Origin of the sequence: Variovorax sp. S12S4 (genome assembly GCF_023195515.1) — a bacterium.
Classification (GTDB): Bacteria; Pseudomonadota; Gammaproteobacteria; order Burkholderiales; family Burkholderiaceae_C; genus Variovorax.
Map to the genome: position 1 here is coordinate 2,508,411 of NZ_JALPKR020000002.1, position 26,653 is coordinate 2,535,063.

At 65.4% G+C, this 26,653-nt stretch carries 23 protein-coding genes and 2 pseudogenes; 17 read left to right on the plus strand and 8 right to left on the minus strand.

The genetic code is table 11. The features are described from left to right. Window positions 1-138: 138 nt before the first annotated feature. The 5 genes and pseudogenes from M0765_RS12275 to M0765_RS12295 all read right to left on the minus strand — a co-directional run bounded on the left by M0765_RS12275 (window position 139) and on the right by M0765_RS12295 (window position 5,551). Window positions 139-1,665 carry a UxaA family hydrolase gene (locus tag M0765_RS12275; RefSeq protein ID WP_258503921.1) on the minus strand — a complete coding sequence of 509 codons (1,527 nt, stop codon included), beginning with the start codon at window positions 1,663-1,665 and terminating at the stop codon, window positions 139-141. A gap of 25 nt (window positions 1,666-1,690) precedes the next feature. Continuing rightward, window positions 1,691-3,082, minus strand: a pseudogene (locus M0765_RS12280) (TRAP transporter large permease); the annotation flags it as partial. Window positions 3,083-3,100: 18 nt separating this feature from the next. Next, window positions 3,101-3,661, minus strand: coding sequence for a TRAP transporter small permease (locus M0765_RS12285; RefSeq protein ID WP_258503922.1), 561 nt, complete (start codon window positions 3,659-3,661; stop codon window positions 3,101-3,103). A gap of 137 nt (window positions 3,662-3,798) precedes the next feature. Further along, window positions 3,799-4,797 carry a sialic acid TRAP transporter substrate-binding protein SiaP gene (locus M0765_RS12290; protein ID WP_157611938.1) on the minus strand — a complete coding sequence of 333 codons (999 nt, stop codon included), beginning with the start codon at window positions 4,795-4,797 and terminating at the stop codon, window positions 3,799-3,801. A 46-nt stretch (window positions 4,798-4,843) separates the two neighbouring features. After that, window positions 4,844-5,551, minus strand: a complete 708-nt coding sequence (locus tag M0765_RS12295) for a FadR/GntR family transcriptional regulator (protein ID WP_258503923.1) — start codon at window positions 5,549-5,551, stop codon at window positions 4,844-4,846. Between the two features lie 131 nt (window positions 5,552-5,682). Here M0765_RS12295 and M0765_RS12300 point away from each other — a divergent pair, with 131 nt between their 5' ends. From M0765_RS12300 to M0765_RS12310, 3 genes are read left to right on the plus strand one after another with little or no spacing between them, the layout of a single operon-like run. Next, complete coding sequence (locus M0765_RS12300; protein ID WP_157611940.1) at window positions 5,683-6,417, plus strand: SDR family oxidoreductase; 735 nt, start codon at window positions 5,683-5,685, stop codon at window positions 6,415-6,417. Continuing rightward, window positions 6,414-7,160 carry an SDR family NAD(P)-dependent oxidoreductase gene (locus tag M0765_RS12305; RefSeq protein ID WP_258503924.1) on the plus strand — a complete coding sequence of 249 codons (747 nt, stop codon included), beginning with the start codon at window positions 6,414-6,416 and terminating at the stop codon, window positions 7,158-7,160. The genes M0765_RS12300 and M0765_RS12305 overlap by 4 nt, the downstream gene beginning before the upstream one ends. A 25-nt stretch (window positions 7,161-7,185) precedes the next feature. Next, a complete protein-coding gene (locus M0765_RS12310; RefSeq protein WP_258503925.1) occupies window positions 7,186-8,034 on the plus strand; it encodes a fumarylacetoacetate hydrolase family protein in 849 nt (282 codons plus the stop codon). A gap of 75 nt (window positions 8,035-8,109) precedes the next feature. Here M0765_RS12310 and M0765_RS12315 read toward each other — a convergent pair whose 3' ends face one another. Next, complete coding sequence (locus M0765_RS12315; protein ID WP_258503926.1) at window positions 8,110-8,994, minus strand: LysR family transcriptional regulator; 885 nt, start codon at window positions 8,992-8,994, stop codon at window positions 8,110-8,112. Window positions 8,995-9,136: 142 nt separating this feature from the next. Here M0765_RS12315 and M0765_RS12320 point away from each other — a divergent pair, with 142 nt between their 5' ends. The 12 genes and pseudogenes from M0765_RS12320 (at window position 9,137) to M0765_RS12375 (ending at window position 21,663) form a co-directional block, all read left to right on the plus strand. Further along, a complete protein-coding gene (locus tag M0765_RS12320) occupies window positions 9,137-9,895 on the plus strand; it encodes an SDR family oxidoreductase (RefSeq protein ID WP_258503927.1) in 759 nt (252 codons plus the stop codon). A gap of 128 nt (window positions 9,896-10,023) precedes the next feature. Beyond that, the gene (locus M0765_RS12325; protein ID WP_258503928.1) at window positions 10,024-10,716 is read left to right on the plus strand and encodes a TetR/AcrR family transcriptional regulator; all 693 of its coding nucleotides are present in this window, start codon (window positions 10,024-10,026) and stop codon (window positions 10,714-10,716) included. Window positions 10,717-10,785: 69 nt separating this feature from the next. Beyond that, window positions 10,786-12,582: an acyl-CoA dehydrogenase C-terminal domain-containing protein gene (locus tag M0765_RS12330; protein WP_258503929.1), complete on the plus strand. Its 1,797-nt coding sequence runs from the start codon at window positions 10,786-10,788 to the stop codon at window positions 12,580-12,582. A 38-nt stretch (window positions 12,583-12,620) separates the two neighbouring features. Beyond that, window positions 12,621-13,055 carry a DUF2147 domain-containing protein gene (locus M0765_RS12335; protein ID WP_258503930.1) on the plus strand — a complete coding sequence of 145 codons (435 nt, stop codon included), beginning with the start codon at window positions 12,621-12,623 and terminating at the stop codon, window positions 13,053-13,055. A 36-nt stretch (window positions 13,056-13,091) separates the two neighbouring features. Further along, window positions 13,092-15,490 (plus strand): annotated as a pseudogene (locus M0765_RS12340) (3-hydroxyacyl-CoA dehydrogenase/enoyl-CoA hydratase family protein). Window positions 15,491-15,559: 69 nt separating this feature from the next. After that, complete coding sequence (locus M0765_RS12345) at window positions 15,560-15,958, plus strand: endonuclease domain-containing protein (protein WP_258503931.1); 399 nt, start codon at window positions 15,560-15,562, stop codon at window positions 15,956-15,958. Between the two features lie 32 nt (window positions 15,959-15,990). Next, on the plus strand, window positions 15,991-17,187 hold the full coding sequence (locus M0765_RS12350; RefSeq protein WP_157611950.1) for an acetyl-CoA C-acyltransferase: 1,197 nt from the start codon (window positions 15,991-15,993) through the stop codon (window positions 17,185-17,187). Window positions 17,188-17,344: 157 nt separating this feature from the next. Next, window positions 17,345-18,241 (plus strand): alpha/beta hydrolase family protein, encoded by an 897-nt coding sequence (locus M0765_RS12355; protein ID WP_258503932.1) that lies wholly within the window; start codon window positions 17,345-17,347, stop codon window positions 18,239-18,241. A gap of 32 nt (window positions 18,242-18,273) precedes the next feature. After that, window positions 18,274-19,104, plus strand: coding sequence for a thioesterase family protein (locus tag M0765_RS12360; protein WP_258503933.1), 831 nt, complete (start codon window positions 18,274-18,276; stop codon window positions 19,102-19,104). A 13-nt stretch (window positions 19,105-19,117) separates the two neighbouring features. Then, window positions 19,118-19,858 (plus strand): SDR family oxidoreductase, encoded by a 741-nt coding sequence (locus tag M0765_RS12365; protein ID WP_258503934.1) that lies wholly within the window; start codon window positions 19,118-19,120, stop codon window positions 19,856-19,858. Window positions 19,859-20,267: 409 nt separating this feature from the next. Further along, window positions 20,268-20,861 (plus strand): 2-hydroxychromene-2-carboxylate isomerase, encoded by a 594-nt coding sequence (locus M0765_RS12370; RefSeq protein WP_258503935.1) that lies wholly within the window; start codon window positions 20,268-20,270, stop codon window positions 20,859-20,861. A 37-nt stretch (window positions 20,862-20,898) separates the two neighbouring features. Beyond that, complete coding sequence (locus tag M0765_RS12375; protein WP_258503936.1) at window positions 20,899-21,663, plus strand: enoyl-CoA hydratase; 765 nt, start codon at window positions 20,899-20,901, stop codon at window positions 21,661-21,663. 23 nt (window positions 21,664-21,686) lie between these two features. On the opposite strand, the gene M0765_RS12380 is transcribed toward M0765_RS12375, so the two are convergent. Next, window positions 21,687-22,106: an acyl-CoA thioesterase gene (locus M0765_RS12380; RefSeq protein WP_157611956.1), complete on the minus strand. Its 420-nt coding sequence runs from the start codon at window positions 22,104-22,106 to the stop codon at window positions 21,687-21,689. A 42-nt stretch (window positions 22,107-22,148) separates the two neighbouring features. On the opposite strand from M0765_RS12380, the gene M0765_RS12385 reads away from it, so the two are divergent. Together M0765_RS12385 and M0765_RS12390 are read left to right on the plus strand one after the other, a co-directional pair. Then, window positions 22,149-23,984, plus strand: a complete 1,836-nt coding sequence (locus M0765_RS12385) for an ABCB family ABC transporter ATP-binding protein/permease (RefSeq protein WP_258508238.1) — start codon at window positions 22,149-22,151, stop codon at window positions 23,982-23,984. A gap of 147 nt (window positions 23,985-24,131) precedes the next feature. Further along, window positions 24,132-25,070: a 2-hydroxyacid dehydrogenase gene (locus M0765_RS12390; protein ID WP_258503937.1), complete on the plus strand. Its 939-nt coding sequence runs from the start codon at window positions 24,132-24,134 to the stop codon at window positions 25,068-25,070. A gap of 107 nt (window positions 25,071-25,177) precedes the next feature. Here the strand turns inward: M0765_RS12390 and M0765_RS12395 are convergent, their stop codons facing one another. Then, window positions 25,178-26,620, minus strand: coding sequence for an amidase (locus tag M0765_RS12395; RefSeq protein ID WP_258503938.1), 1,443 nt, complete (start codon window positions 26,618-26,620; stop codon window positions 25,178-25,180). Window positions 26,621-26,653: the final 33 nt, after the last annotated feature.

The window sequence follows — 26,653 nt, forward strand, 5'->3', positions numbered from 1 at the left end:
GACTCCATGGGTTTGATCAAGGGCCGCGCAGCAAGGCCCGTTCGTGAAACACCGCGGAACCGGCTTGCCGGGCCGCTGGTGTTGCCCCCGGTAGGGGGAGGGAGAAGCGACACGAAGTGCGCGCAGCCTGGGGGCGAGCTACATGACTGCGCCGACTTGCCACGGCACGAATTCGTTCTGGCCGTAGCCGTGTTTCTCACTTTTCGATGGTTCGCCGGATGCAGTGGCCAAGACCAGTTCAAAGATGCGCTGGCCCATTTCCTGGATCGACGACGTGCCGTCCACGATCTCGCCGCAGTTGATGTCCATGTCCTCTTCCTGCCGCTGCCACAGCGCCGAGTTGGTCGCGAGCTTGAGCGAAGGCGAGGGCGCGCACCCGTACGCCGAGCCGCGCCCGGTCGTGAAGCAGATGATGTTCGCGCCGCCTGCCACTTGCCCGGTGGCGCTCACCGGGTCGTAGCCCGGCGTGTCCATGTAGACGAAGCCATGTGCCGTCACCGGCTCGGCATATTCGTACACCGCTTCGAGGTTGCTGGTGCCGCCCTTGGCCACCGCGCCGAGCGACTTTTCGAGAATCGTCGTGAGGCCGCCTGCCTTGTTACCCGGCGAAGGGTTGTTGTTCATCTCGCCTTCGTTGATCTGGGTGTAATGCTCCCACCACTTGATCCGGTCCACCAGCTTCTGGCCCACTTCGCGCTTCACGGCGCGTCGCGTGAGCAGATGCTCGGCGCCATAGACCTCGGGCGTTTCGCTCAAGATGGCCGTGCCGCCATGCGCTACCAGCAGGTCGACCGCCGCACCCAGCGCCGGGTTGGCGCTGATGCCCGAATAGCCGTCGGAGCCGCCGCACTGCAGGCCGATGGTGATGTGCGCGGCGCTGCACGGCTCGCGCTTCACCGCGTTGGCGCGCGGCAGCATCTCGTTGATGAGCGCAATGCCTTTCTCCACCGTCTTGCGCGTGCCGCCGGTGTCCTGGATGTTGAAGGTGCGAAAGTTCTCGCCCTCCGCCAGGTGGCCGGTCGCGAGCCAGGCGTTGATCTGGTTCGCCTCGCAGCCCAGGCCCACCACCAGCACGCCCGCAAAGTTGGGGTGCGTGGCATAGCCCGTGAGCGTGCGCTCCAGGATCTGCATGCCCATGCCCTGCGTGTCCATGCCGCAGCCCGTGCCGTGCGTGAGCGCCACGATGCCGTCGACGTTCGGGTAGTCCGCCAGCGCAGCCGGATTGGTCTTGCGCGAAAAGTGGTCGGCAATGGCGCGCGCCGCGGTGGCCGAGCAGTTCACGCTCGTCAGCACGCCGATGTAGTTGCGCGTGGCCACGCGGCCGTCCGCCCGCCTGATGCCCATGAAGGTGGCCTCGCGCTTTGCGGGGGCCGGCTTCACGTCGGCGCCAAAGGCGTAGTCGCGCTCGAAGTCGCCCTTGTCCGGGCCCATGTCGAGATTGTGCGTGTGCACGTGCTCGCCGGCGGCAATGGGCTTGCTCGCAAAGCCGATGATCTGGTTGTAGCGGCGCACCGGCTCGCCCGCGGCAATGGCGTGCGTCGCCACCTTGTGGCCGGCAGGAATGAGGCCGCGCATGGCGAAGTCTTCGACCTTGGCGCCGCCGACCAGCTGGCTGCGCGCGATCACGACATCGTCGGCCGGATGGAGGCGAATGAAGGGATTCATCGTGGAACTCGTGTTGTGTGGGACAGAAGAACATTTTGGGCAACCACAGTACCAATGAAGGCACATAGGTAATCACGACCAGCGCCAGCAGCAGCGGAATGAGCCACGGCAAGATCGCCATCGTCGTGCGCTCGAAGCTCAGCCCCGCCACGCGCGCCAGCACGAACAGCACCATGCCCATCGGCGGGTGCAGCAGGCCGATCATCAGGTTCAGCACCATCACCAGGCCGAAGTGGATCGGGTCGACGCCCAGCTGCGTGGCAATCGGCAGCAAGATGGGAACCAGAATGGTGATGGCGGCGGTGGGCTCCAGGAAGCAGCCCACGAACAGCATCAGCAGGTTGGCCAGCAGCAGGAACACCCAGGCTTCCTTGGTGAAGCCCAGCACCCAGCTGGCGATGTCGGTGGTCACGCCGGTGGCGGTCAGCATCCAGCCGAAGATGGAGGCCGCGGCCACGATGAACAGCACGGTCGACGTGGTCTCGATGGTGTCGAGGCAGACCTTGACGAACATCTTCCAGGACAGCGTCTTGTACCAGGCAAAACCAAGGATCATGGCCCATACGCAGGCGGCAATCGCACCTTCGGTGGGGGTGAACAGGCCCGTGCTCATGCCGCCGATCAGCAGCACCGGCGTCATGATCGGCAGCAGCGCCTCGAACTTGAAGATCCGGTCGAGCACGAAGAGCGATGCCAGGCCCGCAAACACGGTGAGCTGCGGCGGCGTGCCCAGCTTCGAAACCAGCAGCCACATCAGGAGCGGCCAGCCGATCACCACGGCCAGTTCGCACATGGCCTTGAAGAAACGCGTGCTCGAGAACTTGACGTCGCCGCCCCAGCCGTTGCGGTGGGCAAAGTAGGCCACCGTGAGCATCATCAGAATGGCCAGCAGCGCACCCGGCAAGATGCCTGCAAGGAACAGCGCACCCACCGACACGTTGGCCATCATCCCGTAGATCACGAACGGCAGGCTCGGCGGAATGATCGGGCCCAGCGTGGCCGAAGCCGCGGTCACGCCGACCGCGAACTCGGTCGAGTAGCCGTGCTCTTTCATGGCCTTGATTTCGATGGTGCCCAGGCCCGCCGCGTCGGCAATGGCCGTGCCGCTCATGCCCGCAAAGATCACCGAGCCGAGCACGTTCACATGGCCCAGGCCCCCTTTGAGCCAACCCACCAGCGCCAGCGCGAAGTTGTAGATGCGGGTGGTAATGCCCGCGTTGTTCATCAGGTTGCCGGCCAGGATGAAGAAAGGCACCGCCAGCAGCGGAAAGCTGTCGATCCCGCTCACCATGCGGTGGATGACAACGAACGGCGGCAGGCTGCCGCTCACGAGGATGTAGGCCAGCGAGGCGCCGGCCATGGCCACGGCCACCGGAATGCCGCCCGCCATGAAGATCAGGAAGAATATTTTCAGCATGCAGTGTTCTCGTCGGGCTCAGTGGTCGGCAAGGGTGGACTCGGGTCGTTCGAGCACGCTGTAGCCGCGCTTCCAGTGAGTGCGCGCCACCTGGATCGAGCGCCAGGTCATCGCGATGAAGCCGAACAGGCACAGCGCGTAGACGATGTTCATCGGCGCATCGACGATGGTCATGCGCGTGTTGTTGCCGATCTTCAGCATCATCTGCACCGTCATGATCACGGCCGCAATGAAGAAGGCCGTGCGCAGCACGTCGACCGCGCGAGACATCCATCGGCCCATGGCCGCGGGCATGTGGCGGTAGAAGAAATCGACCTGGATCTGGTTGTTCTTCGCGACGCCGATTGCGGCGCCGATGAAGACCACCGCAATCAGCATGTAGCGTGCCACTTCCTCGGTCCACGCGGCCGAATCGTTCATCACGTAGCGCGTGACGAACTGGTAGAACACCGTGAGCCCAAGCATCCAGAAGATCGCGAGCGAGATCCAGCCTTCGGCGATGGTGTGGGAAAGGTCGACGACCTCGTCTTCCGCGTGGAAGTGGCCCTCGTCATCAATGATTTTCTTGTCGTCAGTCAATGCAATCTCCTGGTCGGCTCCAGCGGCAAGCAAAGCGAAGCCCCTTCGGGAGACACCGCGGAACCGGCTTTGCCGGGCCGCTGGTGTCGCCCCCTGGAGGGGGAGGCGGCTACACGAAGTGAGCCGCTTCGGGGGTGTTACTTGATTGCCGTGATGCGGTCGTAGTCCTGCTGGCGATAGCCGTGGTCCGTGGGCTTGGTGTTCTTCAGCACCGCTTCGCGGAACGCGGCCTTGTCCACCGTGATCACGTTGTTGCCCTTCTTCTTGAACTCTTCGACCAGGCGGGCTTCCGAAGCAATGATGTCGCGGCCGGTCTTTTCAGCGGCTTCCTGCATCACCTCGGTGAAGATCTTCTTCTCGTCGGCCGAGAGCTTGCCCCACAGCTGGCCGGAGGTCACCGTCAGCAGCGAGTCGACGATGTGGCCCGTGAGAGAGATGTTCTTCTGCACCTCGAAGAACTTCTTGGCCTCGATGGTCGGCAGCGGGTTTTCCTGCGCATCGACCGTGTTGTTCTGCAGCGCGAGGTAGACCTCGGCAAAGGCGATGGGCGTGGCGTTGGCGCCCAGCGCCTTGGGGAACGCCAGGTACGCCGGCGCGTCAGGCACGCGAATCTTCAGGCCCTTCATGTCCTCCGGCTTGGTCACCGGCTTGGCGGCACTCGAGGTGACATGGCGCGCGCCGTAGTAGTTGAGCGCCGTGATGTGGTTGCCGCTCTTGTCGTCGTAGCCCTTGGCAAGCTCCTTGAACACATCGCTCTTGGCGTACTTCAGCAGATGCTCCGCATCGCGGAAGATGAACGGAAAGTAGGTCACGGCCAGCGGCTTGTAGGTGTTGCCCGCAAAGCTCGCGCCGGTCAGAACGATGTCGACCGTGCCGAGCGTCATGCCCTGGTTGATGTCCGCTTCCTTGCCGAGGCTCGATGCCGGGAACACCTGGATGTCGTACTTGCCGTTGGTGCGCTTCTTGATTTCTTCGGCGGCCCAGACGGAGTACTTGTGGAACGGCTCGGAGGTTTCGTACACGTGCGCCCACTTGAGCTTGGTCTGCGCACCGGCCATGCCGGCGGTGCCCAGCGCGGTGGCTGCCAGGGTGCAGGCGGCGATGGCTTTCAGGGTGTTGCGTTTGCTGCTGTTCATCGGTTTGTCTCCGTTGTAGTGGCTGAAAGAAAATGCTGCTGGCGATTCAGGAAGTTTTTGCGCGGCGCCAGCTCGCGCTGAATCTCTGGTGCGAGTTGTCCATGTGGATGTGCATTGCGGCGCGCGCGCCCTCGGCGTCGTGCGCGGCCACCGCGTCGCGAATGGCCTCGTGCTCTGCAATGGCCGAACGCCAGGAGGGCACCGTCTCGAAGTACCCACCCAGCCGCGTGAAGATCGGCCCGTTGCGCGAATCCCAGAAGCTCTGCACCGTTTCCACCAGCACGGCATTGCCGCTGGCCGAGACGATGGCCACGTGGAACGCGCGGTCGCCGTCCAGCGGCAGCACTTCGCGGTCGGCAAGCTCGCGCATCAGCTCGATGGCGCGGCTCATGGCGTCGATGTCCTTGCGCTTGCCGATGGTGGCCGCAATGGCGGCGGTTTCGCCTTCGATCACACGGCGCGCGCGAATCAGCTCCAGCGGCCCCCATTCCGTGGGCGCTACCGGCTTGCTTGCGCGGTGCGAGCGGTCGAGCACATACACGCCCGAGCCCGTGCGAACCTCGACCCAACCTTCGACCTCAAGCGCAATCAGCGCCTCGCGCACCGAAGGCCGGCTCACGCCGAGCTGCTTGGCCAGGTCGCGTTCGGCCGGCAGCCGCGCGCCCACCGCGAATTCGCCGTCGCCGATCAGCCCGCGGAGCTGGTCGGCAATCTGGCGGTACAAGCGCTGGGGTTCGACGGTCTGTAGCGGCACGAGGGGCTTGCTGTTAAGGGTTGTCCTGAATTGGACAAGTGGTAAGGCCAATTCAGAATACGATCCGCACCGCGCCATTGCCATCAGGCCAAACCCTGAACGGCCGGTCCCCATCTTTCAAGGAGACATGCATGAGACTCAAGGGCAAGACCGTGCTCGTGACGGCAGCCGGACAGGGCATTGGCCACGCGAGCGTGCTCGCCATGGCCGCCGAAGGCGCACAGGTCTGGGCGACTGACGTGAACGAGAAGCTGCTCGAACGCTACGCCGGCGTGGCCAACGTTCGCACCGCCAGGCTCGACGTGCTCGACAAGGACGCCATCGGCGCCTTCTTCAAGAGTCTCCCCGCGCTCGACGTGCTGTTCAACTGTGCGGGCGTGGTGCACAACGGCACCGCCCTCGACGCTTCCGACAAGGACTTGGAGTTCGCGTTCAACCTGAACGTGCGCGCGCAGTTCTGGACGATTCAGGCCGCGCTGCCCGGCATGCTGGCCGCAGGAAGCGGCAGCATCATCAACATGGCGAGCGTGTGCTCCAGCATGAAGGGGCTGCCCAACCGCTTTGTCTACGGCACCACCAAGGCCGCGGTGCTCGGCCTCACCAAGAGCGTGGCGGCCGACTTCGTGGCGCGCGGCATCCGCTGCAATGCGGTGTGCCCCGGCACGGTCGATACACCGTCGCTCGGCGAACGCATCAACGCCAACGAAGACCCGGACGCCGCCCGCAAGGCCTTCATCGCCCGCCAGCCCATGGGACGGCTCGCGCAAGCCGAGGAAATCGCACCCGTGGTGGTGTTCCTGGCCAGCGACGAATCGGTGTTTGCAACAGGCCAGGCCTTCACGGTAGACGGCGGCATCACCATATGAACCAGCTCGACTTCGCCGGCCGCCATGCAGTGGTGACTGGCGGCGCGGCGGGCTTGGGCTACGGCATCGCCGAACGGCTGATCGCATCGGGCGGCAGCGTCACGCTGTGGGACCGCGACGAGGCTGCGGCCACCAAGGCCGCCGCTGCGCTCGGCCCCAAGGCCTTCGCGGTGAAGGTCGATGTGGCGCAGCAGCCTTCGGTGGCAGCCGCTGTCACAGCCACGCTGATGCACTCGCCGCGCATCGATGCGCTGGTCAACAGCGCCGGCATCACCGGCCCCAACACCAAGCTCTGGGACTATCCGGTGGACGATTGGCGGCAGGTGATGGAGGTCAACATCAACGGCGTCTTTCTCTGCTGCCGCGAAGTGGTCGCGCAAATGCGCAAGCAGGGCTACGGCCGCATCGTCAACATCGCCTCGGTGGCGGGCAAGGAGGGCAACCCCAACGCCAGCGCCTACAGTGCGAGCAAGGCCGCCGTCATTGCGCTCACCAAGTCGCTGGGCAAGGAGCTGGCCGACACCGGCATTCGCGTCAACTGCGTGACGCCCGCGGCGGTGAAGACCGCCATCTTCGACCAGATGACACCGGAGCACATCGCGTTCATGCTCTCGAAAATTCCGATGGGCCGCTTCGGCACGGTGGAAGAAGTGGCCGCGATGGTCGGCTGGCTCTGCACCGAAGATTGCTCGTTTTCCACCGGCGCCGTGTTCGATCTCTCCGGCGGCCGATCCACTTATTAATCAGTCTCCCCCAAGAAAGGACAACATGAAACTCGTTCGCTATGGCAACCCCGGCAAGGAAAAGCCCGGCCTCATCGACGACGAAGGCCGCCTGCGCGACCTGAGCGCGGTGGTCAAGGACATCGGGCCCGAGCAACTCGGCGACGCCGCGATTGCCAAGCTGCGCAAGCAGAAGATCGACAAGCTGCCGCTGGTCAAGGGCAAGCCGCGTTTCGGCAGCCCCGTGGCCAACGTCGGAAAGTTCATTGCCATCGGCCTGAACTACGCCGACCACGCGGCCGAGTCGGGCCTGCCGATTCCCGCGGAACCGGTGGTCTTCATGAAGGCGACCAGCTGCATCCAGGGCCCGAACGATCCGGTCATGCTGCCCAAGAACTCGGTCAAGAGCGATTGGGAAGTGGAGCTTGGCGTGGTCATCGGCACGCGCGCGCGCTATGTCTCGCAAAAGGACGCGCTCAACTTCGTGGCCGGCTACTGCACCATCAACGACGTGAGCGAGCGCGAGTTCCAGATCGAGCGCGGCGGCACCTGGGACAAGGGCAAGGGCTGCGACACCTTCGGCCCCATCGGCCCCTGGCTCGTGACGCGCGACGAAGTGCCCAACCCGCAAAAGCTGTCGATGTGGCTCGACCTCAACGGCAAGCGCATGCAGACCGGCAGCACCAAGACCATGATCTTCAGCATCGCGAAGATCGTGAGCTACCTGAGCCAGTTCATGACGCTCCTGCCCGGAGACGTGATCACCACCGGCACGCCGCCCGGCGTGGGCCTGGGCATGAAGCCGCCGCTCTACCTGAAGAAGGGCGACGTGATGACGCTCGGCATCGAAGGCCTGGGCGAGCAGCGCCAGGAAGTGGTGCCTTTCAAGCTCTAAGCAAACAGGCAAGCAAGCAGAGGCGTGGTGGGCGGAGGCCTGCCGCGCCTTTTTTATTTGCGCTGCCTGGCATGCTCAGCGCAGTACCCGAATCAACTCGTCGTACACCAGCCGCACGCGCGCCGGCACCGGCGCACGCTGCGGCCGGTAGACGTTGATCGGCCATGGCTCCGGTGCGTCGGCCTCCAGCACGGCCACCAGCGCGCCCGTTTGCAGCCAGGGTTCGGCCAGCGGCGCTATGAGCTGGCCGAAGCCCACGCCGGCCAGCACGGCGGCGCATTCGGCGTCGATGTCGTCGGTCACGAAGGCCGGCGACGTCACCGTGACGATCCGCCGCTTGCTGAACGCCCACGGCCACGGACGGCCCGAGCTCAGGTCGATCAGCGCGGTAAGCGGCAGTTCCGAAAGCGCATCGAGGCTCTGCGGGGCGCCGACTTTTGCGATGAGCGCCGGCGCCCCCACCACATGCAGCGGCATCTTCCCGACAGTGCGGGCCACAAAGCGCGCGTCGCGCATCGGCCCCACGCGAATGCCGATGTCGATCTGCTCGTCGACCACGTCGGCATGCTGCTCGGACAGGCGCAGGTCGAGCACCAGCCCTGGGTGCGCTGCCAGCAGCGGAGCGAGCGCCTGTGGAATGAGCCGCGCATACATGTGCGGCGCCGTGACCCGCACCGTGCCCGCGTGGCGGGACAGCGTGCGCCGGTCGATCTGGTGGAACAGCTCGTCGACGCCGCCTACCGCCACGCGGGCGCGCTCCGCAAGCTGCCGGCCGAAATCGGTGAGCTGCACGCCGCGCGTGCTGCGGTGGAACAGCGGCTCGCCCAGTTCTTCTTCGAGCTCGCGCACCGCGCGCGTCACCACTTGGGGCGAGACCGACAGGCGCACCGCAGCCTCGCGGAAGTTGGCGGCATCCGCGGCGGTGCAGAACACGCGCAGGGCTTCGAGGCGGTTGGCCATGGTGGTGCTTTCAGGAGGGGCAGTAGAAAGAGTATTCCATTTTCAGGAATTCTGAAGTCGCAAGAATTTCATTTACGGGAACGCGTGGATTTTCCACACTGCATGCACTTCTTGTTCCTCAACACACCCGAAAGGAACCTCCATGACATCCGTTCAAGACAACATCCGCGGCAAGGTTGCCATCGTCACCGGCGCGAGCAGCGGGCTCGGCGAATCGACTGCCCGCCACCTGGCCGCGCGCGGCGCCAAGGTGGTGCTCGCAGCGCGCCGCACCGACCGGCTCGACAAGGTGGTGGCCGAAATCCGCGAGGCGGGCGGCGAAGCCATTGCCGTCGCCACCGACGTGGCCCGGCGCGCCGACCTGGAAAAGCTCGCGGCCGCAACGGTCGAAGCCTTCGGCCGCATCGACGTGCTGGTCAACAACGCGGGCGTGATGCCGCTGTCGCCCATCGACAAGCTCAAGGTCGACGAGTGGGACCGCACCATCGACGTCAACATCAAGGGCGTGCTCTACGGCATTGCCGCGGTGCTGCCGCGCATGCAGGCCCAGGGCAGCGGCCACATCGTCAACGTCGCGTCCATCGCTGGGCTGAAGGTGTTCACGCCCATCGGCACCGTGTACAGCGCAACCAAGCATGCGGTGCGCGCCATCTCCGAAGGGCTGCGCGTGGAAATGGGCAACAGCGGCGTGCGCGTGACCATCGTGTCGCCGGGCGCGATCGATTCGGAACTGAAGTTCGGCAGCAGCGATGCCGAGAGCGCCGCCGGCGTGCAGGCCTTCTACGAGGCCAACCAGATCCCGGCCGACTCCGTGGCCCGCGCCGTGGTCTATGCGGTGGAGCAGCCTGCGGACGTGGACATCAATGAGGTGGTGCTGCGGCCGGTTGCGCAGGAGTTCTGATCCGGGGCGGGGCGGCAGCGACCCCGCTTCGCACCAATTAACCTTCAGCACCGGAAGGACATTGACAGCCAAAAGTGCAAAGCCCCTGCAAAATAGAACGACCGTTCGTTTTATTCGGAGCTTCCACGATGTCTGTCAATGCCGTTCCCGCCAAGCCGGTCCGTGCCGCCCAGAAGGGCCAGCAGACCAAGGCCGTCATCGTCGACGCGGCGCTGGCGCTGGCGGCGCAGATCGGGCTCGAGGGCTTGTCGATCGGCGCCGTGGCCGAGATCACCAAGATGAGCAAGTCGGGCGTGTTCGCCCACTTCGGCTCGCGCGAGGAGCTGCAGATCTCGGTGGTTCGCGAGTACCACGCGCGGTTCGAACAAGAGGTGTTTTTTCCCGCCCTCGAGGCGCCGCGCGGCCTGCCGCGCCTGCGCGCCATGTTCGCCAACTGGATGAAGCGCACCTCGGCCGAGATCGACTCGGGCTGCATCTACATCAGCGGCGCTTCCGAATTCGACGACCGCCCCGGCCCGGTGCGCGATGCGCTCGTGGAGTCGGTCAGCATCTGGCAGGCGGCCGTTCTGCGCGCCATCGTGCAAGCAAAGAGCGAAGGCCATCTGCGCGCCGACGCCGACGAGCGCCAGGTTGCGTTCGAAATCCATGGCCTGATCCTCGCGCTGCATTACGAAGCGCGCTTCCTGCAGGTGCCCGGCTCCATCGGCCGCGCCAACATCGGCTTCGACAACATCCTGGCGCGCAGCGCCACGCCCGATGCCCCGGCGACCGAAGCTGCTGTTGCTGCGCCGGCCGGCCGCCGTCTCAAGCCCGTGCGCTGAGCTCGCGGCCCCGTTTTCTTTTCGCTTTCCCTTTTTCTTTTTATCTAGCTTCGACCAGGAGAGTTCCGGATGCCTACCTACAACCCACCCGTACGCGACATGCAGTTCGTGCTGCACGAAATGCTCAACGTCGCCGAAGAACTCAAGGCGCTTCCGGTTCATGCGGAAACCGATGCCGACACCATCAACGCGGTGATCGAGGAAGCCGGCAAGTTCGCCTCCGAGGTGACCTTTCCGCTGAACATCAGCGGCGACGAAGAAGGCTGCAAGCTCGACAAGACCACGCACGAGGTGAAGACGCCCAAGGGCTTCAAGGACGCCTACGCCAGGTACGTCGAAGGCGGCTGGCCCGCGCTGTCGTGCGACCCGGCCTTCGGCGGACAGGGCCTGCCGTTCGTGGTGAACCAGTGCCTGTTCGAAATGCTCAACAGCGCGAACCAGGCCTGGACCATGTACCCCGGCCTCTCGCACGGCGCGTATGAGGCGCTGGCAGCCCACGGCACCGACGAGCAGAAGAAGACCTACCTGCCCAAGCTCACGAGCGGCGAGTGGACCGGCACCATGTGCCTGACCGAACCCCATTGCGGCACCGACCTGGGCCTGTTGCGCACCAAGGCCGAACCGCAGCCCGACGGCACCTACCGCATCACCGGCAGCAAGATCTTCATCTCGGCCGGCGAGCACGACATGACGGACAACATCATTCACTTGGTGCTGGCCCGCCTGCCCGATGCGCCCAAGGGCAGCAAGGGCATCAGCCTGTTCGTGGTGCCGAAGTTCAAGGTCAAGGCCGACGGCTCGCTCGGCGAGCGCAACCCGATCTTCTGCGCCGGCCTCGAGCACAAGATGGGCATCCATGGCAATGCCACGGCGCAGATCGTGATCGAAGGCGCCATCGGCACGCTGGTGGGCGAGCCCAACAAGGGTCTGGCCGCGATGTTCGTGATGATGAATGCCGCACGCCTGGGCGTGGGCAACCAGTCGCTCGGCCTGACGGAAGTGGCTTACCAGAATGCACTGGCCTACGCCAAGGACCGCACGCAGATGCGCTCGCTCTCCGGCGTGAAGGCCAAGGACAAGGAAGCCGACCCCATTATCGTGCACCCCGACGTGCGCAAGATGCTGCTCACGGCCAAGGCGTATGCCGAAGGCGGCCGCGCGCTGCAGATCTTCTGCACGCTGCTGCTCGACAAGGAGCACCACCACCCCGACGAGAAGGTGCGCAAGGACTCGGGTGAACTGGTGGCGCTGCTCACGCCCATCGTCAAGGCCTTTATCACCGACAACGGCCACATTGCGACCAATTCGTGCATGCAGGTGTTCGGCGGCCACGGCTTCATCAAGGAATGGGGCATGGAGCAGTTCGTGCGGGACAACCGCATCAACATGATCTATGAAGGCACCAACACCATCCAGTCACTCGACCTGCTGGGCCGCAAGGTGCTGGGCAACAACGGCGCGTCGCTGAAGAAGTTCGGCAAGCTCGTGGCCAAGCTGGTCGAAGAAGAAGGCGTGAACGAGAAGATGGCCGAGTTCATCAACCCCATCGCAGGCCTGGGCGACCAGCTCACCAAGTTCACGACCGAAATCGGCTTCAAGGGCTTCCAGAACCCCGACGAAGTGGGCGCCGCCGCGGTGGACTACCTGCGCGTGGCCGGCCACTTCGTGTTCGGCTACCTGTTCGCCCGGATGGCACAGGTGGCCCTGCGCGAGATTGCAGCCGGCAACACCGATCCGTTCTACGTGGCCAAGCTGCAGACGGCGCGCTTCTACTTTGCCAAGCTGTTCCCCGAGACGGCCACGCTGATGCGCACCGCACGCGCCGGCAGCAAAGTGTTGATGGATACCGAAGCGGCGCTGGCATAAAGCCGCAGCCTTTCTTCATCGCTCAACCGGCATTGCCCATGAAATCGACGCTTGCAGCCATCTTTCTCGCCGCCATTTCTGTCACAGCCATGGCCCAGAGCACCCCGGTGGGACTGTGGCGCAATGTCGACGACAAGACCGGCGAGGCCAAGGCCGAGATCCGCATCGGCGAATCCAACGGCGCGCTCATCGGCCGCATCGAGAAGTCGCTCCGGAAGGACGCCAAGCCCGATGCCATCTGCGACGAATGCAGCGACGATCGCAAGGGCAAGCCCATCACGGGCCTCGACATCATCCGCGGCGGCAAGAAGGCCGAAGGCAAGGAGGTCTGGGAAGGCGGAAAGATCCTCGACCCCGAGAACGGCAAGGAATACCGCGCGAGCTTCACGCCCATCGACGGCGGCAAGAAGCTCGAAGTGCGCGGCTACCTGGGCCCCTTCTGGCGCACCCAGACCTGGAATCGTGTCCAGTAAACCGTCGCGTTTTCAATCCAAAAAATACCAATCAACATGTCCCGATTTCAAGTGAAGAAAGTCGCCGTGCTCGGCGCCGGCGTGATGGGCGCGCAGATTGCGGCCCACCTCGTCAACGTGCGCGTGCCTGTCGTGCTGTTCGACCTGGCGGCCAAGGAGGGCCCCAAGAACGGCATCGTCTCGCGCGCCATCGACAACCTCAAGAAGCTCAAGCCCGCGCCGCTCGGCGACGTGGCCGATGCGGTGCTCATTGAGCAAGCCAACTACGAAGACGACCTGGCCAAGCTCGGCGAGTGCGACCTCATCATCGAGGCCATTGCCGAGCGCATGGACTGGAAACTCGACCTGTACAAGAAGATCGCGCCGCACGTGGCCAAGCATTCGATCCTGGCCTCGAACACCTCGGGCCTTTCGATCACCAAGCTGAGCGAAGCGCTGCCCGAAGCCCTGAAGCCGCGCTTCTGCGGCATCCACTTCTTCAACCCGCCGCGCTACATGTTCCTGGTGGAACTGATCAACACGCCCACCACCGAACCGAAGGTGCTCGACGACCTCGAGGCTTTCGTCACCAGCACGCTGGGCAAGGGCGTGGTGCGCGCGCACGACACACCCAACTTCATCGCCAACCGTGTCGGCATTGCCGGCATGCTGGCCACGCTGAAAGAAGTCGAAAAGTTCGGTCTCACGCCCGACGTGGTGGACGACCTCACCGGCAAGAAGCTGGGCCGCGCAAGCTCGGGCACCTTCCGCACGGCCGACGTCGTGGGCCTGGACACCATGGCCCACGTCGTGAAGACGCTGCAGGACAACCTGAACGCCGAAACCGATCCGTTCTACGCCAATTTCTCGACGCCGCCGGTGCTCGCCAAGCTGCTCGAGATGGGCAACCTCGGCCAGAAGACCAAGGCCGGCTTCTTCAAGAAGGTTGGCCGCGACATCCTGCGCTTCGACCTCCAGAGCGGCGAGTACGTGCCCGCAGGTGCCAAGGCCGACGAGGTGTATGGCCGCATGCTCAAGAAGCCCGCGGGCGAGCGACTGAAGCTGCTGCGCGAGAGCGAAGGGCCGCAGGGCCAGTTCCTCTGGGCCATTCTGCGCGACAGTTTTCACTATGCCGCCGTGCATCTGGCCAGCATTGCCGAGAGCGCGCGCGACATCGACTTTGCGATGCGTTGGGGCTTCGGCATGAAGCAGGGCCCGTTCGAGCTCTGGCAAGAGGCCGGTTGGGCGCAGGTTGCCAAGTGGGTGCAGGAAGACATCGATTCCGGCAAGGCGCTGAGCACGGCACCGCTGCCCAAGTGGGTGTTCGAAGGCCCGGTGGCCGAGGCTGGCGGCGTGCATACGCCCGAAGGCTCGTGGAGCGCGTCGCAGAACAATTTCGTGCCGCAGCGCAAGCTGCCGGTGCATGACCGCCAGCTCTTCCCCGAGAGCGTGCTCGGCGCGAACGCGGCCGATGCCAACACCGCAGGCACCACGATCAGCGACGAAGGCGATGTGCGCGTGTGGACGCTGGACGGTGAAGTGCTCATCGCCAGCATCCATTCGAAGATGCACGCCATCAGCCCCGACGTGGCCGAGGCGCTGGGCGCGGCAGTCGACTTGGCCGAGGCCGAATACAAGGGCTTGGTGATCTGGTCTCCCGACGAGATGTTCTCGGTCGGCGCCGATCTGCAGGCAATGCTGCCGGCCTTCGTGGTCGCGGGCATCGGCGCGGTCGAAGGCGCGGAGGAAGAGCTGCAGAACGTGATGCTCAAGATCCGCTACGCCAACGTGCCGGTGGTCTCCGCCGTGCGCGGCATGGCGCTGGGCGGCGGCTGCGAGCTGGCCGTGTACTCGTCGAAGCGCGTGGCGGCGATGGAAAGCTATATCGGCCTGGTCGAAGTGGGTGTCGGTCTGATCCCCGGCGCAGGCGGCCTGACCTACATCGCACGTCGTGCGGCCGAGAACGCAGCGGCCTCCACGGGATCCGACCTCCTGCCGTTCCTCACCGAAGGTTTCACCGCCGCGGCCATGGCCAAGGTCGGCACCGGCGCGCTCGATTCGAAGAAGCTCGGCTACCTGCTCGACAGTGACGTCATCGTGCCGAACAAGGACGAGCTGCTGTACGTGGCGCTGCAGCAGGCCAAGGCGATGGCCGACGCCGGCTACCGCCCGCCGCTGCGCCGCACCTTCCGCGTAGCGGCCGCAGCGGCGCCGCGACAATCAAGGGCCAGCTGGTGAACATGCGAGACGGCGGCTTCATCAGCGCGCACGATTTCCACATTGCCAGCCTGATCGCGAACGTGGTCACCGGCGGTGACGTGGACGCGGGCTCGCTCGTGACGGAGGAATACCTGATGGCGCTCGAACGCAAGGCGTTCTGCTCGCTGATCGTGCATCCGAAGACGCAGGAGCGGATCATGGGGATGCTGAGTACGGGGAAGCCGGTGCGGAACTGATCTGGCAAGGACCATGAGCGAAGACCTCGACACCTCCGGTCCCCTCTCCCGCTTGCGGGAGAGGGCTAGGTGAGGGCACGCAGCCTTCGAGAAGCCCCGACGGACGCCGAGTCCCTGCTCTGGTACCACCTGCGCGACCGCCGCCTCGCCAACTACAAGTTCCGCCGTCAACGCTCAATCGGCCCCTACTTCGCAGACTTCGCATGCCTCGAAGCGAAGCTGGTCGTTGAGCTGGACGGCGGGCAGCATGTGGAAGCGGCCAGCTATGACGAGAACCGGACTCGCTTCATCGAAGCCCAGGGCTATCGCGTTCTCAGGTTCTGGAACAACGAAGTGCTGACGCAGACGGATGCCGTTCGCGAGCGGATTCTGCAGGCGCTGCAGGAAGACAACCCTCACCCCAGCCCTCTCCCGCTCGCGGGAGAGGGAGCAAGACAACAGTCGACCATCGTCGCATCGGGCGAATGAGCAAGACAAGACACAAGGACTGAAGAGAAGCCATGAAACAAATCCAAGACGCCTACATCGTCTCCGCCACCCGCACCCCCATTGGCAAGTCGCACCGCGGCTACTTCCGCAACTACCGCCCCGACGACCTGCTCGCGACCACCCTCAAGGCCGCACTCGCAGCGGTGCCCGGCCTCGACCCCAAGGCCATCGAAGACATCATCTGCGGCTGCGCGATTCCCGAATCGCAGCAGGGGCTGAACGTCGCACGAATCGGCGCGGTGCTGGCCGGCCTGCCGACCAGCATCGGCGGCATCACCGTGAACCGGTTCTGCGCTTCGGGCCTCTCTGCCGTGCAGATGGCGGCCGACCGCATCCGTGTCGGCGAGGCGGACGTGATGATCGCCGCCGGTGTCGAGAGCATGAGCATGGTGCCGATGATGGGCAACTCGCCGTCGCTGTCGCCCTCGATCTTCGAGCGCGAAGGCGACGTGGGCATTGCCTACGGCATGGGCCTCACGGCCGAAAAGGTTGCGCAGCAGTGGAAGGTGAGCCGCGAGGCACAGGACGAGTTCGCGCTCGCCTCGCACCAGAAGGCACTGGCCGCGCAGAAGGCCGGCAAGTTCGCGGACGAGATCACGCCGATCGAAGTGACCGACCGTGCGCCGAACCTGGAGACCGGAGAGTCGATCGCCAAGACGCGCACGGTGAACCTCGACGAAGGTGCGCGCCCCGACACCAGTCTCGAAGGCCTGGCCAAGCTGCGTACCGTGTTCGCCGCGCGCGGCACGGTGACGGCCGGCAACAGCTCGCAGACTTCCGACGGCGCGGGCGCACTCATCCTCGCAAGCGAGAAGGCCGTGAAGCAATACGGCCTCACGCCGCTTGCCCGCTTCGTGAGCTTTGCAAGCAAGGGCGTGCCGCCGCACATCATGGGCATCGGGCCGATCGAGGCGATTCCGGCGGCGCTGCGCTATGCAGGGCTCAAGCACGAGGACATCGACTGGTTCGAACTGAATGAGGCGTTCGCCGCGCAATCGCTCGCAGTCATCAACACGCTGGGGCTCGATCCGAGCAAGGTCAACCCGATGGGCGGCGCGATCGCTCTCGGCCACCCGCTCGGCGCGACGGGCGCGATTCGCGCGGCGACCGTGGTGCACGCACTGCGGCGCGAAAACCTGAAGTACGGCATGGTCACGATGTGCGTAGGAATGGGGCAGGGCGCAGCCGGCATCTTCGAACGCGTGTAGAGCGGCTACTGCGCGGGCGATCTGCGGCGTTGCGGGGCCCGTCGGGAAATCCTCACGACCCTGAAGGTCGCTCCGGTTTCCCGCCACCCGCGCCTTGCATCTCATCCCGCTCGCTACGCCGCGGGGCGGTGATCGATCAACGAGAAGGAGACAAGCGATGCAGGCACAACAACTACTGGTCGACAACGGCGTGCAGGTGGCCGTGCGCCGCTACGAGCCCGTCGGCCAACCCCGTGCCAGCATCGTCATCGGCGGTGCCATGGGCGTGCGCCAGTCGTTCTACGAGCCCTTTGCGCAGTGGCTTGCGCAGCAGGGCCTTCAGGTGTGGACCTTCGACTATCGCGGCTCGGGCGATTCCCGCAACGGCGCCTCGCTGAGCGGCTTCGAGGCTGATTTGTTCGACTGGGCGCACGACTACGAAGCCGTGATCGACGCCGCAAAGGCGGCAATGCCGGAGCAGCCGCTCTATCTTCTTGGCCACAGCCTCGGCGCGCAACTGCCGGGCTTCTTGCAGCGCCCGGAGCAGGTAGACGGCCTCGTCAGCATCGCGGCCGGCAGCGGCTACTGGCGCGAGAACGCGCCCAGGCTCAAGCGCAGCATTCTCTATTTCTGGTTTGTGCTGGTGCCGCTGGTCACGCGGCTGTGCGGCTACTTTCCGGGCCGCAAGCTCAAGAAGGTGGGCGACCTGCCGCGCGGGGTCATCCTGCAATGGCGCCGCTGGTGCCTTCATCCGCGCTACAGCGTGGGCGCCGAAGGCGAGAGCGCCTTGCAGAGCTACGGGCGCGTGCGCTTTCCGGTGCTTGCGCTGTCGATAACGGACGATGAACTCATGACGCTGGCCGGCACCGAGAGCCTGGTGAGTTTCTATGCGGGCGCGCCGCGTGCCGTCGAGCGCATTGCACCCGCCGACGTGCAGGCGCGGCGCATCGGCCACTTCGGCTTCTTCCGCGAACAGTTCAAGAGCAGCCTCTGGCCGAGCACCATCGACAAGCTGCACCGCCTGGCCGCACTTACCGCGGTGCAGCAACCCGGCGTCCCGCACACGACTGCATAACGCCACGCATCGGAGGCACACTGCAAATCACCATGAGTACGCATTCCTTCGACAAAGCCCTGGCGCTGCAGCACAGCGACATTCGCGCCGGTCATTTCACCGGCGCCACCAGCCCCGACTACTGGAACATGGTCGGACCCTTCGGCGGCGCCACGGCGGCCATTGCGCTGCAGTCGGTGCTGCGGCACCCCGACTTGCTGGGCACACCGCTCGCATTGACCGTCAACTTTGCGGCGGCGCTCGAGGCCGGCCCCTTCGACGTTCAGGCGACGCCGGTGCGCACCAACCGCTCGACGCAACACTGGACCGTGCAGATCACCCAGCCGGGAGCGAACGGCGCGCCGAACATGACGACCACGGCGACGGTGGTCACGGCCGCACGGCGCGAAACCTGGGGCGAAAGCGACATGCCCATGCCCGAGGCGCCGCCGCCAGAGGCGGTCAAGCGCTTCAGCATCGGCCCGGCCGGTGTGGCGTGGCTGGACCGCTACGAGATGCGCCCAATCAGCGGCGGCATTCCCGCGAAGTGGGACGGCGGCCTTCAGCACAGCGAAAGCCGGCTCTGGCTGCGTGATGCCGAGGAGCGGCCGCTCGACTTCTGCTCGCTCGCCGCGATGAGCGACATGTTCTATCCGCGCGTGTGGCTGCGCCGCGCCAAGCATGTGCCGGCGGGCACCGTGTCGATCACCACCTACTTCCATGCCGGGCCGGAGCAACTGTCGGCGGTCGGCTCAGGCTACCTGCTGGGCCGCGCGGTGGGGCAGCAGTTCTTCAACGGCTTTTTCGACCAGGCGGCGCATCTGTGGAGCGAGAAGGGCTTGCTGCTCGCCACGTCGAACCAGATCGTCTACTACAAGGAATAGCGAGAGAACGCCCATGCAAAAGACCGCACTCATCGTTGGAGCCGGCGACGCCACCGGCGGCGCCATTGCCCGCCGCTTCGCGCGCGAAGGCTATGCCGCCTGCGTGACGCGCCGCAGCCTCGACAAGCTGCAGCCGCTGGTTGAGCAGATCGAAGCCGATGGCGGCCGCGCCCATGCGTTCGGCTGCGATGCTCGCAAGGAAGAAGAAGTGGTCGCCTTGGTCGAACAGATCGAATCGACCATCGGCCCCATCGAGGTGATGGTGTTCAACATCGGTGCCAACGTGCCCGAGAGCATCCTGACAGAAACCGCGCGCAAGTATTTCAAGGTATGGGAGATGGCCTGCTTCTCGGGCTTTCTCAACGGGCGCGAGGTGGCAAAGCGCATGGTGGCGCGCGAACTCCCGAAAGGCAGGCATCGCGGCACGATCATCTTCACAGGCGCCACAGCGTCGCTACGTGGTGCCGCGAACTTCGGCGCCTTCTCGGGCGCGAAGATGGCTTTGCGCGCGCTGGCCCAGTCGATGGCCCGCGAGCTAGGTTCTCAGGGCATTCACGTAGCGCATGTGGTGGTCGACGGCGCCATCGACACCGAGTTCATCCGCACCAATTTTCCAGAGCGTTATGCGCTGAAGGAAAGCGATGGCATCCTGAACCCTGAGCACATTGCGGACAGTTATTGGATGCTGCATTCGCAGCCGCGCGACGCTTGGACGCATGAGCTTGATTTGCGGCCGTGGTCGGAGAAGTTCTGAGATGCTGGTTCGCTGGGTTATACGTTCGTTGGTTCGTTCAGGGGCGCCCCCGCCGACGGGGTACCTTGCTCCGCGAATGTCCCCCGGCCTGCGGCCTCCTCCTTTATTTCGCTGCGCAAGGCACCCCATCGACGTGCGCGTTATGAGCAGTGGTCGTTGATCGGCCGCACACCAACAGCGTGCCCCAGTGCACAGGGCATCGGGTGCTCCGCGCAGCGAAATAAAGGAGGAGGGGCGCAGCCCCGGGGGACATTCGCGGAGGGGGAGTACCCGGTGGCCTTTGCACACGCCCTGAACAGCAGCGCCCTGAACAGCAGCGCCCTGAACAGCAGCGCCCCGAACAGCAGCGCCCCGAACAACAGCCCCAAGAACAAGAGCCCTGAACAAGCGCACCCCCAAGGAGACCCAAATGAAAAAATCCGTAGACTTCTATTTCGACTTCGGCAGCCCCGCCGCCTACCTGGCCGCCACCCAGCTGCCGCACGTCTGCGCCGACACCGGCGCCGAGCTCGTCTGGAAGCCCATGCTCCTGGGCGGCGTGTTTCAGGCCACCGGCAACCGGTCTCCGGCCGAAGTGGTGCCCAAGGCGCCGTACATGACCATCGACCTGCAGCGCTTTGCCAAACGGTACGGCGTGCCCTTTGTGCACAACCCGCACTTTCCAATCAACACGCTGCTGCTCATGCGCGGGGCCACCGGCATCCAGATGAAGGAGCCGGAGCGCTTCGGCGCTTACGTCGACGCCATTTTTCACGCCATGTGGGTCGAACCCAAGAACATGAATGACCCGGCCGTCGTCGGCGCCGTGCTTCAAAATGCGGGCTTCGACGCCACTGCCTTGCTCGCGCTGGCCGGTTCGCAGGAGGTGAAAGATCGCCTGAAAGCCGTCACGCAAGAAGCCGTGGAGCGCGGCGTGTTCGGCGCGCCCACCATGTTCGTCGGCGACCAGATGTTCTGGGGCCAGGACCGCCTGGATTTTGTGCGAGAAGCCCTCGACGCCTGAGCGCGGCGTCACCCGTTTTTATTCAAGGACCATTCCCATGAGCGACATTCTCGTCCACACCGAAGCCGGTGTGATGACCGTTACCTTCAACCGCGTCGACAAGAAAAACTCCATCACCAGCGGCATGTACGCCGAACTGGCCGATGCACTGGCCACGGCCGAGGGCGACGCGGCCGTGCGCTGCGTGCTGATCCAGGGCGCCCCCACCATTTTCAGCGCCGGCAACGACATCGGCGACTTCTTGAATGCCCCGCCCGCCGGCAAGGACTCGCCGGTGTTCCGCTTTTTGCGCGGCATCGCGACCTTTCCCAAGCCCATCGTCGCGTCCGTTTGCGGCCCGGCCGTCGGCATCGGCACCACCATGCTGTTCCACTGCGACCTCGTCTACGCCGGTGACAACGCGGCTTTCTCGATGCCTTTCGTGAACCTCGGCCTGTGCCCCGAGGCCGCCTCCAGCCTGCTCGTGCCGCAGATGCTGGGCTACCACCGCGCGGCCGAGGCGCTGCTGCTGGGTGAGCCTTTCATGGCCGAGGCAGCACTCGAAGTGGGCCTGGTCAACCGCATCGTGCCGCCGACCGAAGCCAACGCCATCGCCCAGGTGCAGGCCCGCAAGCTGGCGGCCAAGCCGCTGAGTGCCCTTGTCGAAACCAAGCGCCTGCTGAAGAAGGCGCAGATGCCCGCCGTGCTCGAACGCATGGACGAAGAGGGCGCGAGCTTCGGCCGCATGCTGCGGGAACCGGCTGCGCGCGAAGCCTTCGGCGCTTTCATGGAAAAGCGCAAGCCGGATTTTTCGAAGGTCTGAGGGCGATCGGCCCCTTGCGCCGATTACTTTTCGATCGGGCGAGGGCGGCCGTTGTCGTCGATGGCCACGTAGGTGAACGTGGCCTGCGTCACCTTGATGTACTCGCCCTGCGCCCGAAAACGCTCGGCAAACACCTCCACCGTCACCGTGACCGAGGTGCGTCCGATGCGCACCAGCTTCGAATAGAACGAGAGAATGTCGCCCAGCCGCACCGGCTGCTTGAAGATGAACTCGTTCACCGCCACCGTGGCCTGGCGGCCCTTGGCGTAGCGTGCCGGAATGACCGAGCCGGCCAGGTCGCACTGCGCCATGACCCAGCCGCCGAAGATGTCGCCGTTGGCGTTGCAGTCCGCCGGCATCGGAATGACCTTGAGCACCAGCTCCATGTCGGTGGGCAGGCTTTTGAGGGTGGCGGCAGCGTCGGTGCTGGAAGTGTCGGACATGGGCACAATCTGAGGCAGAACAAGCAACCACGATTGTCCCTCATGCGCCGCAGCGGCGAAGCCCTACCTCCATCGTCCCATCCCGTCGCCGGGCACCCCCCGGCGCGCAGCGACCGCTCCGACTGGGCCACGCTGCGCCGGCTTTTTCCCTACCTCTGGCGGTACAAGTGGCGGGTGATCGCTGCGCTTGCCTTCATGGTGGGGGCCAAGGTGGCCAACGTCGGCGTGCCGGTGCTGCTCAAGAACCTCATCGACACAATGACGCCCAAGCCCGACATGGCGCAGGCGCTCCTGATCGTGCCCATCGGGCTTTTGCTGGCCTACGGGCTGCTGCGGTTCTCGACCGCGCTCTTCGGCGAGCTGCGCGAGCTCATCTTCGCCAAGGCCACCGAAGGCACAGCCCGGCAGATTGCGCTGGAGGTGTTCGGTCACCTGCATTCGCTGAGCCTGCGCTTCCACCTGGAGCGCCAGACCGGCGGCATGACGCGCGACATCGAGCGCGGCACGCGCGGGGTGCACTCGCTCATCTCGATGTCGCTCTACAGCATCGTGCCGACCATCATCGAGCTGGTCCTGGTGCTCACCATCCTGGGCGTGAAGTTCGACTCGCTCTTCGTCTGGATCACGGCCGCGGCGCTGGTGCTGTACATCACGTTCACGGTCACCGTGACCGAGTGGCGCACCCAGTTCCGCAAGACCATGAACGAGCTCGACTCCATGGCCCAGAGCCGCGCGGTCGATTCGCTGCTGAACTACGAAACCGTCAAGTATTTCAACAACGAGGAGTTCGAGGCGAAGCGCTACGACGCCAGCCTGGACCGCTACCGCAAGGCCGCCATCAAGAGCCAGCGCACGCTGAGCATGCTCAACATCGGGCAGCAGATGATCATCGCCGTGAGCTTGGTGCTGATGCTGTGGCGCGCCACCTCGGGCGTGGTCGAAGGGCGCATGACGCTGGGCGACCTCGTGATGGTCAACGCCTTCATGATCCAGCTCTACATTCCGCTCAATTTCCTGGGCGTGATCTACCGCGAGATCAAGCAGAGCCTGACCGACCTCGACAAGATGTTCGTGCTGATGGAAAAAGAGCGCGAGGTGCGCGACGCGCCCGGCGCGCAACCGCTCGCGGGCGTCGACTCCACCATCCGCTTCGAAGACGTCAGCTTCGCCTACGAACCTGCGCGCCCCATCCTGAAGCACGTGAGCTTCGAGATCCCGGCCGGCAAGACCGTGGCCGTGGTCGGCCCCTCGGGCTCCGGCAAGTCAACCCTCGCACGCCTTCTCTACCGCTTCTACGACGTGCAGCAGGGCCGCATCACCATCGGCGGGCAAGACATCCGCGAGGTGCAGCAATCGAGCGTGCGCCGCGCCATCGGCATCGTGCCGCAGGACACGGTGCTGTTCAACGACACGGTCGAATACAACATTGCCTACGGTCGGCCGGGCGCAACCCGCGAAGAGGTGGAAGCCGCGGCGCGCGCGGCGCGCATCCACGACTTCATCTCGGCCACACCTCTGGGCTACGAAACCACGGTCGGCGAGCGCGGCCTCAAGCTTTCGGGCGGAGAAAAGCAGCGCGTGGCCATTGCGCGCACGCTGCTCAAGAACCCGCCCATCGTGATCTTCGACGAGGCCACCTCGGCGCTCGATTCAGCCAACGAGCGCGCCATCCAGTCCGAGCTCAAGAGCGCGGCGCAGGACAAGACCACGCTGGTCATTGCGCACCGCCTGTCGACGGTGGTCGATGCGCACGAGATCCTGGTGCTCGAAGCGGGCGTGATCGTCGAGCGCGGCACGCATGCCGAGTTGCTGGCCAGGCAGGGCCGCTATGCGCAGATGTGGGCTTTGCAGAAGAGCGAAGCAGCGCCTCTGTTATAGGCTCGCCCCCAGGCTCCGCGCACTTCGTGTCGCTTCTCCCACCCCCTACCGGGGGCAACACCAGCGGCCCGGCAAAGCCGGTTCCGCGGTGTTCCACTGAAAGAAATTGCGAGTTCACTTTTTTTGATACCGATTAGGAGTTCAGACGTGCCGACCAAGATTCCCCTGCTGGTGCTCAACAGCCTCTCGAGTGCCCACCAGGCCCAGATTGCCGAAATCTACGACGTGACCTACGCCTTCGACCCCGCCGCACGCGCCGCGGCTGTTGCCGAGCACGGCAAGAAGTTTCGCGCGGTGCTGACCATCGGCGTCATCGGCATCACGCCCGAAGAAATTGCGGCCATGCCGGCACTTGAACTCGTCTGCTGCATGGGCGCAGGCTACGAAGGCGTGCCGCTCGACGTGACCCGGGCGCGCGGCATCGTCACAGCCAACGGCGCGGGCACCAATGACGACTGCGTGGCCGACCATGCCTTCGGCCTGCTGATCAGCATCGTTCGCGGGTTTCGCCAGCTCGACCGGCTGTGCCGCGAGGGCGTGTGGCGCGAGGCCATTCCGCAGCCGCCGAACGTGTCGGGCAAGAAGCTCGGCATCCTTGGGCTGGGCACCATCGGCCAGAAGATCTCCAAGCGCGCGGCCGCGTTCGACATGGAAGTGGGCTATCACAACCGCAAGCCGCGCGAAGGCGCAACGCAGCGCTACTTCGACGACCTGAAGTCTCTCGCCACGTGGGCCGACTTCCTGGTGCTCGCCGCGCCCGGCGGGCCGGCCACGCGCCACCTGGTGAATGCCGAGGTGCTCGACGCGCTCGGGCCGCAGGGCTTCCTGGTCAGCATCGGCCGCGGCAGCGTGGTCGATACCGAGGCGCTGGCCGCGGCGCTGCGCGAGAACCGCATTGCGGGTGCAGGGCTCGATGTGTACGAAAGCGAACCCAAGCGGCCCGAGCCGCTGGTGGGCCTGGACAATGTGCTGCTCACGCCGCACATGGCGGGCTGGTCGCCGGAAGCGACACAGAAGTCGGTCGACCATTTCCTTGCGAATGCCGAAGGGCACTTTGCAGGACGCGGAGTATTGACCCCGGTCTGATGCCTTGCCCCTTCCCCTCTGGGGGAAGGTTGGGATGGGGGCGGGCAGGGCGCCCAGTGGATGCGCCGCTTGCCCCCACCCCAGCCCTCCCCAAGAGGGGGAGGGAGTCAAGCCAAGACTGAAGGGCGGTGTGCACCCCATCCGCACGCCCGCTCATACACATTCCCCAGCCGCAGCACGCCCAGATCCGCATGGATCGGCCCGGCCAGCTGCAGGCCCATCGGCAACCCGCCCTCGCCGAATCCCGCGCGCACATTCAGCGTCGGCAACCCGGCCAGGGTGAACGGCGTCACGATTTCCATCCAGCGGTGGTACGTGTCGCTCGGCACGCCGGCCACTTCAGCAGGCCAGTGCAGCTCGGCGTCGAAAGGGAACACCTGCGCCGATGGTGCCAGCACGAAGTCGAAGCGCTCGAACAGCCTGAGGAACGCGCGGTACACGTTCGAGCGATAGACCGAAGCCTGGTACAGCGACGCCGCATCCAGGTGGCGGCTCTGCTCTATTTCCCACTGCGCCTCGGGCTTGAGCTGGGCAAACAGCTTCGGGTCGCTCAGGTACGCGCCGAGCTTGCCGCCGACCAGCAGCTGCCGCAGGCGCAGCCAGGCGCTCCAGTTGTGCTCGCGCGGCACATCGAGCGTGCAGGGCTCGACCTCGCAGCCGATGGCGCGAAAGGTGTCGAGCGCGCGCTCGCCCAGTTCGCGGATGCCCGGCGCCAGCGGCAGATCGGGCCAGATGCTGCCGAGCCAGCCCACGCGCAGGCCCTCCACGTTGTCGTCGAGCCGCAGTGCATCGGGCGCGGGCAGGGCCTGCGGCGACGACAGCGGCACGCGCGTGTCGAAGCCCGCCTGCACCGCCAGCAGCCGCGCGGTGTCTTCCACGTTGCGGGCCATCGGCCCTTCGGTGCCCAGTTGCTGAAAGAACAGCTCCTGCTCGGGATCGCCGGGCACGCGGCCGCGCGAAGGCCGCATGCCGATCACGTTGTTGAAGGCGGCCGGGTTGCGCAGCGAGCCCATCATGTCGCTGCCGTCGGCCACCGGCAGCATGCCCAGGGCCAGCGCCACCGCGGCGCCGCCGCTGCTGCCGCCGGCGCTGCGGTCGGGCGCATAGGCGTTGCGGGTAATGCCGAACACCGTGTTGTAGGTGTTCGAGCCCAGGCCGAACTCCGGCGTGTTGGTCTTCCCGATCACGACGGCACCGGACTCCCGCATGCGCGCTACGTGCAGGCTGTCGGTGCGCGCTGGGGTGCGCGGCGAAAGCGGCGAGCCCATGGAGGTCGGCAGGCCGGCTGCGTGGCTCAAGTCCTTCACCGCCAGCGGAAAGCCGTGCATCCAGCCGCGCCGCTCGCCGCGCGCCAGTTCGGCGTCGCGCTCACCGGCTTCGGCCAGCAGGGCTTCGGGTTCGCGCAGCGAAACAATGGCGTTGAAGCGCGGGTTGAGCGCCTCGATGCGCGCCAGCGACGCTTGCATCACCTCGCGGCAGGACACCTTTCGGCTCCCGATCAGGTGCGACAGTTCGGTGGCGGTCAGTTCGGGCAGGTCGGCAAAAGACATGGCGAGTGCGGGAAAAGGAGGGGGCGCCCAGTA

Excerpts from the sequence above, each read along its gene's own strand:
- M0765_RS12350 (WP_157611950.1), top strand. The coding sequence starts at position 15,991 with ATGAAACAAATCCAAGACGCCTACATCGTCTCCGCCACCCGCACCCCC.
- M0765_RS12275 (WP_258503921.1), bottom strand. The coding sequence starts at position 1,665 with ATGAATCCCTTCATTCGCCTCCATCCGGCCGACGATGTCGTGATCGCG.
- M0765_RS12315 (WP_258503926.1), bottom strand. The coding sequence starts at position 8,994 with ATGGCCAACCGCCTCGAAGCCCTGCGCGTGTTCTGCACCGCCGCGGAT.
- M0765_RS12335 (WP_258503930.1), top strand. The coding sequence starts at position 12,621 with ATGAAATCGACGCTTGCAGCCATCTTTCTCGCCGCCATTTCTGTCACA.
- M0765_RS12370 (WP_258503935.1), top strand. The coding sequence starts at position 20,268 with ATGAAAAAATCCGTAGACTTCTATTTCGACTTCGGCAGCCCCGCCGCC.
- M0765_RS12300 (WP_157611940.1), top strand. The coding sequence starts at position 5,683 with ATGAGACTCAAGGGCAAGACCGTGCTCGTGACGGCAGCCGGACAGGGC.
- M0765_RS12320 (WP_258503927.1), top strand. The coding sequence starts at position 9,137 with ATGACATCCGTTCAAGACAACATCCGCGGCAAGGTTGCCATCGTCACC.
- M0765_RS12365 (WP_258503934.1), top strand. The coding sequence starts at position 19,118 with ATGCAAAAGACCGCACTCATCGTTGGAGCCGGCGACGCCACCGGCGGC.
- M0765_RS12310 (WP_258503925.1), top strand. The coding sequence starts at position 7,186 with ATGAAACTCGTTCGCTATGGCAACCCCGGCAAGGAAAAGCCCGGCCTC.
- M0765_RS12395 (WP_258503938.1), bottom strand. The coding sequence starts at position 26,620 with ATGTCTTTTGCCGACCTGCCCGAACTGACCGCCACCGAACTGTCGCAC.
- M0765_RS12355 (WP_258503932.1), top strand. The coding sequence starts at position 17,345 with ATGCAGGCACAACAACTACTGGTCGACAACGGCGTGCAGGTGGCCGTG.
- M0765_RS12360 (WP_258503933.1), top strand. The coding sequence starts at position 18,274 with ATGAGTACGCATTCCTTCGACAAAGCCCTGGCGCTGCAGCACAGCGAC.
- M0765_RS12290 (WP_157611938.1), bottom strand. The coding sequence starts at position 4,797 with ATGAACAGCAGCAAACGCAACACCCTGAAAGCCATCGCCGCCTGCACC.
- M0765_RS12380 (WP_157611956.1), bottom strand. The coding sequence starts at position 22,106 with ATGTCCGACACTTCCAGCACCGACGCTGCCGCCACCCTCAAAAGCCTG.
- M0765_RS12330 (WP_258503929.1), top strand. The coding sequence starts at position 10,786 with ATGCCTACCTACAACCCACCCGTACGCGACATGCAGTTCGTGCTGCAC.
- M0765_RS12385 (WP_258508238.1), top strand. The coding sequence starts at position 22,149 with ATGCGCCGCAGCGGCGAAGCCCTACCTCCATCGTCCCATCCCGTCGCC.
- M0765_RS12375 (WP_258503936.1), top strand. The coding sequence starts at position 20,899 with ATGAGCGACATTCTCGTCCACACCGAAGCCGGTGTGATGACCGTTACC.
- M0765_RS12325 (WP_258503928.1), top strand. The coding sequence starts at position 10,024 with ATGTCTGTCAATGCCGTTCCCGCCAAGCCGGTCCGTGCCGCCCAGAAG.
- M0765_RS12305 (WP_258503924.1), top strand. The coding sequence starts at position 6,414 with ATGAACCAGCTCGACTTCGCCGGCCGCCATGCAGTGGTGACTGGCGGC.